General features: G+C 63.8%; 9 protein-coding genes and 1 tRNA gene. 8 read left to right on the plus strand and 2 right to left on the minus strand.

The features are described 5' to 3' along the window. Positions 1-212: 212 nt before the first annotated feature. Positions 213-1,250: a tRNA (adenosine(37)-N6)-threonylcarbamoyltransferase complex transferase subunit TsaD gene (gene tsaD, locus ISF28_RS12295; RefSeq protein ID WP_198117480.1), complete on the minus strand. Its 1,038-nt coding sequence runs from the start codon at positions 1,248-1,250 to the stop codon at positions 213-215. Positions 1,251-1,359: 109 nt separating this feature from the next. On the opposite strand from tsaD, the gene ISF28_RS12300 reads away from it, so the two are divergent. Next, entirely contained in the window at positions 1,360-2,721 is a 1,362-nt protein-coding gene (locus ISF28_RS12300; RefSeq protein ID WP_198117481.1) for a tetratricopeptide repeat protein, read from the plus strand. 4 nt (positions 2,722-2,725) lie between these two features. On the opposite strand, the gene ISF28_RS12305 is transcribed toward ISF28_RS12300, so the two are convergent. Continuing rightward, the gene (locus ISF28_RS12305) at positions 2,726-3,784 is read right to left on the minus strand and encodes a 3-deoxy-7-phosphoheptulonate synthase (RefSeq protein WP_198117674.1); all 1,059 of its coding nucleotides are present in this window, start codon (positions 3,782-3,784) and stop codon (positions 2,726-2,728) included. A gap of 122 nt (positions 3,785-3,906) precedes the next feature. Here ISF28_RS12305 and ybiB point away from each other — a divergent pair, with 122 nt between their 5' ends. The 7 genes from ybiB to ISF28_RS12340 all read left to right on the plus strand — a co-directional run bounded on the left by ybiB (position 3,907) and on the right by ISF28_RS12340 (position 11,697). Next, positions 3,907-4,875, plus strand: coding sequence for a DNA-binding protein YbiB (gene ybiB / locus ISF28_RS12310; RefSeq protein WP_198117482.1), 969 nt, complete (start codon positions 3,907-3,909; stop codon positions 4,873-4,875). 90 nt (positions 4,876-4,965) lie between these two features. After that, the gene (locus ISF28_RS12315; protein ID WP_198117483.1) at positions 4,966-6,177 is read left to right on the plus strand and encodes a BaiN/RdsA family NAD(P)/FAD-dependent oxidoreductase; all 1,212 of its coding nucleotides are present in this window, start codon (positions 4,966-4,968) and stop codon (positions 6,175-6,177) included. Positions 6,178-6,283: 106 nt separating this feature from the next. Further along, positions 6,284-6,496 carry a 30S ribosomal protein S21 gene (gene rpsU, locus ISF28_RS12320; protein WP_005665410.1) on the plus strand — a complete coding sequence of 71 codons (213 nt, stop codon included), beginning with the start codon at positions 6,284-6,286 and terminating at the stop codon, positions 6,494-6,496. 128 nt (positions 6,497-6,624) lie between these two features. Beyond that, complete coding sequence (locus ISF28_RS12325) at positions 6,625-7,074, plus strand: GatB/YqeY domain-containing protein (protein WP_198117484.1); 450 nt, start codon at positions 6,625-6,627, stop codon at positions 7,072-7,074. A gap of 151 nt (positions 7,075-7,225) precedes the next feature. Next, complete coding sequence (gene dnaG / locus ISF28_RS12330; protein WP_198117485.1) at positions 7,226-9,028, plus strand: DNA primase; 1,803 nt, start codon at positions 7,226-7,228, stop codon at positions 9,026-9,028. Between the two features lie 268 nt (positions 9,029-9,296). Then, positions 9,297-11,507, plus strand: coding sequence for an RNA polymerase sigma factor RpoD (gene rpoD / locus ISF28_RS12335; RefSeq protein WP_198117675.1), 2,211 nt, complete (start codon positions 9,297-9,299; stop codon positions 11,505-11,507). A 111-nt stretch (positions 11,508-11,618) separates the two neighbouring features. Then, positions 11,619-11,697 (plus strand) — tRNA-Ile (locus ISF28_RS12340). Positions 11,698-12,110: the final 413 nt, after the last annotated feature.

Raw genomic sequence — 12,110 nt, forward strand, 5'->3', positions numbered from 1 at the left:
CATGCAGGGTCAGCGCCCTCGGATACCGTCCAGTGTTCAGCAATGGGGTGGGAGAGGTGAAGGGCTTAATCTACACTCGAAGGTCTATGCCTTAAGGGTGGGCTCAAGCTGCTCTTCACCTCAGTTGGTGGTAGCTAACCATCAACTCTATCAAGATACAAGGGTGGGCACCCGCGTTTGATGCCCCCGGCATCAAACGCCCACCATGCACGTCAAGCCGCCTCGATCTCGTCCAGCGGCCAGCGCGGCCGCACGTTGAACGCGTAATCGCGCTGCGCCGCGTCCGGATTGCGCTCCAGCCGCAGCGCGCCCGCGAACGCGATCATCGCGCCGTTGTCCGTGCAGAATTCCAGCTCCGGGTAATACACCTTGAAGCGTTTCTTGGCCGCCGCCGCGTTCAGCGACGCGCGCAGCTGGCGGTTCGCGCCCACGCCGCCCGCGATCACGAGGCGCTTCAGGCCCGTGTGCTTGAGCGCCAGCACGCACTTCGCGGTCAGCACGTCCACGATGGCGTCGACGAAGCCGCGCGCGATGTTGGCCTTGTCCTGCTCGCACACGTTGGCGAGGTCCGCGCCCTGGTTCCTCACGACCGTCAGCACGGCCGTCTTCAGGCCCGAGAAGCTGAAGTTGAAATCCTTCGAGTGCAGCATCGGGCGCGGCAGCTTGTACGCTTCCGGATCGCCGAATTCCGCCAGGCGCGAGATCGCCGGCCCGCCCGGATAGCCGAGGCCCAGCAGCTTGGCCGACTTGTCGAACGCTTCGCCGGCCGCGTCGTCCAGCGTTTCGCCCAGCAGCGTGTAGCGGCCGACGCCGTCCACACGCATCAGCTGCGTGTGGCCGCCGGAGACGAGCAGGGCGACAAACGGGAATTCCGGCCGCTCGCTGGCCAAGAGCGGCGACAGCAAATGACCCTCCAGGTGGTGCACGCCCAGCACGGGTTTATCGAGTGCGAGTGCCAGGCTGCAGGCGACGGACGATCCGACCAGCAGCGCGCCCGCGAGGCCCGGGCCCTGCGTGTAGGCGATGGCGTCGATGCGCTCCATGGGCAGGTCGGCTTTCGCGAGCACCTGTTCCAGCAGCGGTAGCGCGCGCCGGATGTGGTCGCGCGACGCCAGTTCCGGCACGACGCCGCCGTACTCCTCGTGCATCGCGACCTGCGAGTGCAGTGCGTGGGCCAGCAGGCCGCGCTCCGTGTCGTACAGAGCCAGGCCGGTTTCATCGCAGGAGGATTCGACGCCGAGGACAATCATGGGCAAGCAGGAAGAGTGGGCAGAAGACAAATCGCCGCGCCAGGACGGCGCGCAATCCGCCATTGTACCTTGCATCGGCTAAAATCGAATACCGCCAGCTACTTTCCGCATGACGCACGCCGAATCCCTGTTCCACGCGGCCCGCACCCGCCTCGACGCGGGCGACCATCCCGCCGCCGCCGCGCTCCTGCGCGCCGCGCTGGCGCTCGACCCCGATGCGGCGGCGATCCACGCCAACCTCGCCTTCGCGCTCGCCGCCGGCGGCGACACCGACGCCGCCGAGACCCACTACCGCCGCGCCATCGCGCTCGCGCCGCATGAACCGCAGACCTACCTGAACCTCGGCGCCATGCTCACGGCGCGGCACCGTGCTGACGCCGCGCTGGCCGTCTACGCCGCCGCCCCGGCCTTTGCGCAGGATTCGCCCGCGCTGCTGTCGAACCGCGGCATGGCGCTCGTCGGCCTGGGCAGCGAGAGCGAGGCGGAAACCTGCTACCGCCGCGCGCTGGCCCTCGACCCCGGCTACCGCAAGGCCGCGTTCAACCTGGCCTATGTGCTGCTGCGCCAGGGCCGCTGGGCGGAAGGGTGGCAACGCCTGGAAGCGCGCGACTGGCTCGCGGCCATGCAGGACTTCATGCGCCTGCCGCGCTGGGACGGCGCGCCGCTGGCCGGGCGACGCATCCTCGTCGGCGTGGAAGCGGGCCATGGCGACATGATCCAGTTCTGCCGCTACTGCGACCAGCTGAAGGCCGCCGGCGCCGCGCGCGTGGGCGTGCTGTGTCATCCGGGGCTGGCCGCGCTGTTCGGCAGCCTGCGCGGCGTCGACGAGGTCATCTCGCTGGACCAGGACTTCGACCGCGCCGATTGGGACGCGTGGGCCGCGCCGCTCAGTCTTCCTCTGCATTTAGGGACGACGGTCGACTCGGTGCCGGCCGCGCTGCCTTACCTGGCGCCCGATCCCGCGCGCGTGGCGCGCCTGGCGCCGCTGCTGGGGGACGCAACGGACGCGTTGAAGGTGGGCCTCGTATGGAAGGGCAATCCCCGCTTCGAGAACGATGCCGCGCGCTCGTTGCCGGGCTTCGCGACCTTGGCGCCGCTGCGGCAGGTGCCGGGCGTGCGGTGGTTCAGCCTGCAGAAGGGGCCGGGCGAGGACGAGGCAAAGGATGGCGTGACCGACCTGGCGGGCGCGATCGGCGACTTCGCCGACACGGCGGCGCTGATCGCGGGACTGGATCTCGTCATCACGGTCGACACGGCCTGCGCCCACCTGGCGGGGGCGCTCGGCAAGCGGTGCTGGGTGCTGCTGCCGGCGTGGATGCCGGACTGGCGCTGGCTCGCGGACCGCACGGACACGCCCTGGTATCCGCACGTGATGCGCCTGTTCCGCCAGCGCCGCGACGGCGCGTGGGACGAGGTGATGCGGGACGTGGCCGCCGCCCTCGCGGAACTCGCGGCCGGCGCGGCCGGCTAGCGCATCAAGGCCGCTGCAGCAATTCCTTGTGCGCGCTGCGCAGCATGGCCTCGGTGTCGTCCCAGGCGATGCAGCCGTCGGTGACGGAGCAGCCGTACTTCAGTTGCGACAGATCGCTCGGGATCGGCTGGCTGCCGCCGACGATGTTCGACTCGATCATCACGCCGACGAGCGACTGGTTGCCGTGCTTGATCTGTTGGATCACGTCCGACATCACGAGCGGCTGCAGCTCCGGCTTTTTATAGCTGTTGGCGTGCGAGCAGTCGACGACGAGGTTCGCGGGCAGGCCGGCCTTCTTGAGCGCCTGTTCGGCGATGGCGACCGAGACGGAATCGTAGTTCGGCCGCCCGCCGCCGCCGCGCAGCACGACGTGGCCGTAGGCGTTGCCGCGCGTGCGCACGATGGACACGCTGCCCTGGTCGTTGATGCCCAGGAAGGAGTGCGGGCTGGACGACGACAGCACGGCGTTGATGGCGATGCCGACGTCGCCGTCGGTGCCGTTCTTGAAGCCGACGGGCGTCGACAGGCCCGAGGACATCTCGCGGTGCGTCTGCGATTCCGTCGTGCGCGCGCCGATCGCGGTCCAGGCGATCAGGTCGCCCAGGTATTGCGGCGAAATCGGATCGAGCGCCTCGGTGGCGGTCGGCAGGCCCAGTTCGCACACGTCGAGCAGGAACTGGCGAGCGCGCTCCATGCCGACGTCGACGCGGAACGAATCGTCCATGAACGGATCGTTGATATAGCCTTTCCAGCCGGTCGTCGTGCGCGGTTTTTCGAAATACACGCGCATCACGAGCACCATCGTGTCTTCCACTTCGGCCTGCAGCGCCTTCAGGCGGCGCGCATAGTCGAGGCCCGCGACGGGGTCGTGGATCGAGCAGGGGCCGACGACGACGAACAGGCGCTTGTCCTTGCGGTCGAGGATGTTGCGCAGGGTCTCGCGGCCCTTCATCACCGTGGTGAAGGCCTTGTCCGTCAGCGGCAGCTTCTTGTGCAGTTCGCTGGGCGTCGGCATGGTCGCGAACGAGGTGACGTTGGTGTTTTCGATATCGGGCGTGATCAGCATGGCATTCGTATTTATTCCGGAGGGATCAATGAGTCTAGCCCGAAATCTTACACCGTGCATCTCCTTGCTCAAAAATGTCGCATCTATAACGGCCGGCGCGGCGATGGTATCCTGTCATCATGGACACGACCAACACTCCCCAGAACCCGTTCCCGGCCGCCCGCTTCATCAAGGAGATCGGCCGCGGCGTGAAAGGCGCGCGCAGCATGACGCGCGACGATGCCAAGCTGCTGTACGGCGCGATGCTCGACGGGCGGGTGTCCGACCTGGAACTGGGCGGCATCCTGCTCGCGATGCGCATCAAGGGCGAATCCGTGGAAGAAATCGCCGGCTTCATGGACGCGGCCGAGGCCTCGTTCGCGCCGCTGCCCGCGCCGCCCGGCGACTTCGCGCCCGTGCTGATCCCCAGCTATAACGGCGCGCGCAAGCTGGCCAACCTCACGCCGCTGCTGGCCCTGCTGCTCGCGCGCGCGGGCGTGCCGGTGCTCGTGCACGGCGTGCGGGAAGACCCGGGCCGCGTGACGACGGCCGAGATCTTCGCCGAGATGGGCATCGGCCCCGTGGGCTCCACGGCCGAGATGCTGGACGCCTTCGCCGACCATAAACCGTGCTTCATGCCGATCGAATTGCTGGCGCCGGAGCTGGCGCACCAGCTGTCGCTGCGCCGCATCCTCGGCGTGCGCAATTCCACGCACACGATCGTGAAAATCCTGCAGCCGTTCGAGGGACCGGCGCTGCGCCTCGTGTCGTACACGCATCCGGAATACCTGGCGATGCTGACCGACTATTTTCAGACCGCCGCCCCGCACGCCCGCGGCGACGCCTTCCTCATGCGCGGCACCGAGGGCGAGACGGTGGCGAACGCCAACCGCGCCCAGGAAATCAACTGGTTCCATGCCGGCCAGAAGACGCTGCTGGTCGAGCGCGACGCCCCGGCCGACGCGCTGGCGCCCGCCCCGGAAGGCCGCGACGCGGCCGCCACGGCCGACTGGATCGCCCGCGCGCTGCGGGGCGAGCAGCCGGTGCCGCCGCCGATCGCGGCGCAGGTGGCGCAGTGCGTCAACGTCGCCAGGATGTTGCGCGGATAGCCGTAGGGTGGGCACCCCGTGCCCACCACACATAAGCCGGTACCGTCGCGTACAATCACACGTTTTGCGCGCAGCAAATACGGAACACGCATGGCAAAACACTACGACGTGGCGATCATCGGCGCCGGCGCCGCCGGCATGATGTGCGCCGCCACCGCAGCCCAGCGCGGCAAGCGTGTCCTGCTGGTCGACCACGCCGGCAAGCTGGCCGAAAAAATCCGCATCTCCGGCGGCGGCCGCTGCAATTTCACCAACGTCAACGCCGGTCCGCAGAATTTCCTGTCCGAGAACCCGCATTTCTGCCGCAGCGCCCTGTCGCGCTACACGCCGCAGGATTTCCTCGCACTCGTCAAGAAACATCGCATCGCGTACCACGAAAAACACCGCGGCCAGCTGTTCTGCGACGACTCGTCCGAACAGATCATCGCCATGCTCAAGGCCGAATGCGATGCGGGCGGCGTGCACTGGCGCATGCCGTGCAAGGTGGCCGGCGTCACGAAGCAAGCTGAAGGGTTCCGCATCGACACGGACGGCGAGCCCATCCTCGCAACCAATGTGGTCGTGGCAACGGGCGGCCTGTCGATCCCGAAGATCGGCGCCACCGACCTGGGCTACCGCATCGCCAAGCATTTCGACTTGAAGATCGTCGAGACGCGCCCCGGCCTCGTGCCGCTGACGTTCGACGGCCCGAGCTGGCAGCCGTTCGTCCCGTTGGCCGGCATCGCGCTGGAAGTCGACGTCGAGACCGGCTCGAAGAAGGGCAAGAACGCGAAGTATGGCTATTTCCGCGAAGATCTGTTGTTCACGCACCGCGGCTTGTCCGGCCCCGCCATCCTGCAAATTTCCAGCTATTGGCAGCCGGGCACGCCCATCGTGCTGAATCTGCTGCCCGAAATGGATGTAGCGGACGAGCTGATCGGCATGAAGACGACGGTGAAAAAGCAGCTGGGGAATATCCTGTCGCAATGGCTGCCCGCGCGGCTGGCAGAAGGGCTGCTCATCGGCAACGGTTTCGCACCGGATGCGCGCCTGCCGGACATGGCGGACGCGAAACTGCGCAAGCTGGGCGACGCGATCAACCGCTGGGCCATCGTGCCGACCGGCTCGGAAGGCTATAAGAAGGCGGAGGTGACGCTGGGCGGCGTCGACACGCGCGAACTGTCGCAGCAAACCATGATGGCGAACCATGTCCTGGGCCTGTATTTCATTGGCGAAACGGTCGACGTCACGGGCTGGCTCGGCGGCTACAACTTCCAGTGGGCATGGGCGTCCGGCGTCGCGGCGGGCAGGGCGATCGAGTAAGACTTCTGCCATGTGGCAACTTTGCACACTGATGAAAAACATCGCACAGATCTTGAAAAGCTGTTAGAATTTCGTTCTTCCCTAAATCCAACGGTTTCATTTTTACATGACCACTATCCGCCTTAAAGAAAACGAGCCGTTCGAAGTCGCTATGCGTCGCTTCAAGCGCACTATCGAAAAAACCGGTCTGCTGACGGAACTTCGCGCACGCGAGTTTTACGAGAAGCCGACTGCAGAGCGCAAGCGCAAGCTGGCCGCTGCCGTGAAGCGTCACTACAAGCGCATCCGCAGCCAGCAACTGCCGAAGAAGCTGTACTGATTTACATTCACGCCTTCTCCGGCGACGGCCACTGCCAGTCCCGGATGTGCAAGGCCTGAATCCGACGAAGCCCGCTCCGGTTGTGCCGCAGCGGGTTTTGCCTTTTGCCCCTCTCGAATGGAGTCTCCATGAGCTTGAAAGACCAAATCACCGACGACATGAAAGCCGCCATGCGCGCCAAGGACAGCGAGCGTCTCTCCACCATCCGCCTGCTGATCGCCGAGATCAAGCGCAAGGAAGTGGACGAACGCATCGAGCTGAACGATGCGCAGGTGCTGGCCGTCGTCGAGAAGATGATCAAGCAGCGCAAGGATTCGATCACCCAGTTCGAAAGCGGTGGCCGCCAGGACCTGGCCGACAAGGAAAAGTCCGAACTCGCCGTGCTGGCCGCGTACATGCCGGCCGGCCTGTCGGATGAAGAAGTCGCCGCCGAAGTGGCGGCCGCCGTCGCCGCATCGGGCGCCGCCGGTCCGCAGGACATGGGCAAGGTGATGGGCATCCTGAAACCGAAACTGGCCGGCCGCGCCGACATGACGGCCGTGTCGGCCCAGGTCAAGAAAGCCCTGGCGGGCGGCTGACCTGGCTTGGCACGGCTGCGGCGTCGATGCCACGGCCGTGCCTGTTTTTGATGCACCGGAGCGGCAACGCCATGTTGCATTGTTGCAAATCAACTTGTAACGAGCCCTGCGGTATAGTCTGACCTGAGACAAATACTGTTAGTTAGATCAAGTGATTCCGCAATCATTCATTACCGACTTGCTCAATCGCGTTGACATCGTCGACGTGGTGGGGCGTTATGTGCAGCTGAAAAAGGGCGGCGCCAATTACATGGGGCTCTGTCCGTTTCATAACGAAAAGTCTCCCAGTTTCACCGTCAGCCCGACCAAGCAGTTTTATCACTGCTTCGGCTGCGGTGCCCACGGCACGGCCATCGGCTTCATGATCGAGTACTCGGGCATGGGTTTCGTCGACGCCGTCAAGGACCTGGCGCAAAGCGTCGGCATGATCGTGCCCGAGGCCGACGACAAGATCCCGCCGGCCCAGCGCGCCGCCCAGCAGGCCCAGACCCTGGCCCTGACGGATGCGCTGAACCAGGCCTGCGATTACTACCGCGCCCAGTTGCGCACGGCACCGAACGCCATCGCCTATTTAAAAGGCCGCGGCTTGACGGGCGAAGTGGCGGCCCGCTTCGGACTCGGCTACGCGCCCGGCGGCTGGGACAATCTGCGGTCCGTGTTCCGCGACTACGACGCGCTCGCGCTCGTCGAATCCGGCCTCGTCATCGATAAAGTGGACGAGGACGGCAACAATAAAAAGCGCTACGACCGTTTCCGCGAACGCATCATGTTCCCGATCAGAAACACGAAAGGGCAGGTGATCGGCTTCGGCGGCCGCGTGCTCGACGGCGGCGAGCCGAAATACCTGAACTCGCCGGAAACGCCGTTGTTCCAGAAAGGCCACGAGCTGTACGGCCTGTTCGAGGCGCGCCAGGCCATCCGCGACGCCGGCTATGTGCTGGTGACGGAAGGGTATATGGACGTCGTCGCCCTGGCCCAACTCGGCTTCCCGCAAGCTGTCGCGACCCTCGGCACGGCGTGCACAAGTACCCACGTGCAAAAGTTGCTGCGCCAGACGGACAACGTCATCTTCAGCTTCGACGGCGACAAGGCCGGCCGTCGCGCCGCCCGCCGCGCGCTGGAAGCCTGTCTGCCGCAAGTGACGGACAACAAGACGATCAGATTCCTGTTCTTGCCGCAAGAACATGATCCGGACAGCTATGTGCGCGAATTCGGCGCGGAAGCTTTCGCCCAGGAAATCAACGAAGCGATGCCGCTGTCGCAATTCCTGCTGCGCGAGGTGACGACGGAACATGATCTCGACACGCCGGAAGGCCGGGCACGCGTCCAGTTCGATGCGAAACCGATGTTGCAGGCCATGACGCCGACGGCCCTGCGCCTGCAGATCGTGCGCGGGCTGGCGAACCTGACGGCGTCAACGCCGGCGGAGATCGAAGCGTTGTTTGAATTGTCCAAGCCGGTTGCGGTGGCGCGCAAAGCGCCGCCGCGCCAGGGGCGTCCGGAACCGGTCGGCCTGGAATTGCAGATGTCGCGCATCCTCGTTGCGCATCCGGCGTTGGCGCTGGGCCTGGACGAATCGGCGTTGCGCGCCTTCGATCACTTCGGCCCCGAGCAGGCCGAGCGGTTGCGCCAGCTCGTGGCGATGGCGCAGGCATTGGGTGCGAACGGTACGTTCGCGGCGTTGTCCGAGCAATTGAAGGAAACGAGCAGCGAGTACGACAAGCTGATCGCGGCCATCGCCGTGGAACCCGAATCGGATAGCGAAGCTGACCGTGTCTGGCTAACAAGTGCTGTGAGGCAAGTCAAGATGGACGTGTTGAAACAGGAGTTGAACCAGTTGTTTTCTTCCGGATTGACCCCAGATCAGGTGAGTGCCCGCTATCGCGAAATCACAGCTCAGCAGGACCTCTTGGCCCGGGAGGCAGCAAACGACACCCCTGCGAAATTCGGCTGACGGAGGGCGGTCGCCACGGCGGCGTTCTCGACTGGAAAGAACAGGGGCGCGTGCTATAATAAAACGCTAACTATTGCAAGCATTGAAACGATTTTTCGTATCAATCCGGGCTGGGTGTTTCAGTTAGCAGGGCAACAGAGTGTGCCTGCAGCGTGATGTAAGGTAACAAAACTTTATCTTTAACTACAGTAAAGTGGTCGTTGTGACTTCGAAAGCGCCTGTGCCAACCAAGAAACCCGAAACCAAAGTGGCTACCAAATCCACCAGGATGTCCGCTAAAGTGGACAATTCGCAAGACAAGGCGGAAGCCCGCGTCGCGGGTGTTGCGCCTGTCAGCCAGACGACCGACGCGGAAGCCCTCGCCGCGATCGACACGTCGGGCTACGTGCTGCCGGCCGTCAAGGTACCAGGCCGGCGTGGCCGCAAGCCCAAGGAATTCACGCCCGAGAACGACGAAGTCGCCGCCCTGAACGCGGTCGAGCGCGCCGAGCTGAAAGCGGTCGACAAGGCCAAGGCCAAGGACCGCAAGGCCAAGGAAAAAGCGCTGCTGAAAGACGCGTTCTCCTCGGACACGGAAGCGAGCGAAGAGGAACTGGAAATCCGCCGCCAGAAGCTCAAGGCCCTGATCAAGTCGGGCAAGGAGCGCGGCTTCCTCACGTATTCCGAGATCAACGATCATCTGCCGGACAACATCGTCGATCCGGAAGCGATCGAAGGCATCATCGGCACGTTCAACGACATGGGCATTGCCGTCTACGAGCACGCGCCCGATGCCGAAACGCTGCTGCTGTCCGATAACGTCGCCACCGTCACCAGCGACGACGAAGCCGAGGCTGCCGCCGAAGCGGCGCTGTCGACCGTCGACTCCGATTTCGGCCGCACCACCGACCCCGTCCGCATGTACATGCGCGAGATGGGCTCCGTCGAACTGCTGACCCGCGAAGGCGAGATCGAGATCGCCAAACGCATCGAAGACGGCTTGCGCGACATGATCCAGGCGATTTCCGCCTGCCCGGTCACGATCGCCGAGATCATCGACGCCGCCCGCCGCATCGAGCAGGACGAGATCAAGATCGACGAAATCGTCGACGGCATGGTCGACCCGGATGAATCCGAGGACACGTCGCCGACCGCGGTCGCCCCGGCGGCCTCCGACGGCGACGATGACGAGGACGAGGAAGCCGACGAGGAAGAAGAGGAAGAGGAAGAAGAAGCCAACGCGAGCTCCGGCGCGGCCGGCTATTCCGCCGAGCAGCTCGAGCAGCTGAAGAATTCTGCCCTCGAAAAATTCAGCCTCATCGAACAGCAGTTCGACAAGATGCGCAAGGCCTACGAAAAGCAGGGCTACAATTCCGATGGCTATGTCAAGGCCCAGGAATCGATCTCGAACGAACTGCTCGGCATCCGCTTCACGGCCAAGGTCGTCGAAAAGCTGTGCGATACCCTGCGCGGCCAGGTCGACGAAGTCCGCCACATCGAAAAGCAGATCCTGGACGTGGCCGTGAACCGCTGCGGCATGCCGCGCGCCCACTTCATCAAGGTCTTTCCGGGCAACGAGACGAACCTCGACTGGGTCGACGGCGAAGTGAACGCCGGCCACGCCTACAGCGCCATCCTCGGCCGCAATATCCCGACGATCAAGGAACTGCAGCAACGCCTCATCGACCTGCAAGCCCGCGTCGTCCTGCCGCTGCCGGACCTGCGCAACATCAACCGCCAGATGGCGGCCGGTGAAATGAAGGCGCGCAAGGCCAAGCGCGAAATGACGGAAGCAAACTTGCGTCTGGTCATCTCGATCGCGAAAAAGTACACGAACCGCGGCCTGCAATTCCTCGACCTGATCCAGGAAGGCAATATCGGCCTGATGAAGGCGGTGGACAAGTTCGAATACCGTCGCGGCTATAAATTCTCGACCTATGCGACGTGGTGGATCCGCCAGGCCATTACCCGCTCGATCGCGGACCAGGCGCGCACGATCCGTATCCCGGTGCACATGATCGAAACGATCAACAAGATGAACCGGATCTCGCGCCAGATCCTGCAGGAAACGGGCGCCGAGCCCGATCCGGCGACGCTCGCGGTCAAGATGGAAATGCCGGAAGATAAGATCCGGAAGATCATGAAGATCGCGAAAGAGCCGATCTCGATGGAAACGCCGATCGGCGACGACGACGATTCCCATCTGGGCGACTTTATCGAGGACAACAACACGCTGGCGCCTTCGGACGCCGCGCTGCATGCGTCGATGCGCGGCGTGGTCAAGGACGTGCTCGACTCGCTGACGCCGCGCGAAGCCAAGGTGCTGCGCATGCGCTTTGGCATCGAAATGTCGACGGATCACACGCTGGAAGAGGTCGGCAAGCAATTCGACGTCACCCGCGAGCGCATCCGCCAGATCGAAGCCAAGGCGCTGCGCAAGCTGCGCCACCCGTCACGCTCCGACAAGCTGAAGAGCTTCCTCGAGAACAACAGCGGCTGAGACTTGACGGACCTACGCTAAAACAATATCCTCTCGCCACTTCGGACATTCAGGCGCTGACCTGATCTCCGCAAGTGGCGCGTTTTTAGCGTCTTCGGATGTACCAGTTTCGGGCCTCTAGCTCATGCCTGGTTAGAGCAGCGGACTCATAATCCGTTGGTGCCGTGTTCGACTCACGGGAGGCCCACCAAATTGTCTAGTGAAAACAAAGGGATTAGTTTGAGGCTGGCCCTTTTTCAATTTTGCTTTAAGAAACGCTGTCCATTTTCTGTCTAGTATTTCTCTATCTAGTTGATGGATTAACCGTTCTCGTTTCGGTCAATGATCTAGTGCCCAGTTAGTAGCGCAGTGTCATTGTCAGTAAGCTGTAGACGGGAATCTTCTGTGGGACGAGGATTGTTGACGCCATTGATGACGAATTGGCTGGCGAAGGTGTGACGCGCTACCTGTGTGGTATCTCCAAGCGGGAGCCAAGACGTTGATCCTGTTCCAGATGATGCCGGCCGGCCGGGACTGTTAAAATTGGACCGTCGTTTGCGCGTCCGTAGCGTTTACAGCCCTATAGTCCGAAGGAGCCGTGCATCGATGGCAAGGTTGACTTGC

This window comes from Massilia rhizosphaerae, assembly GCF_016093545.1.
Classification (GTDB): domain Bacteria; phylum Pseudomonadota; class Gammaproteobacteria; order Burkholderiales; family Burkholderiaceae_D; genus Telluria; species Telluria rhizosphaerae.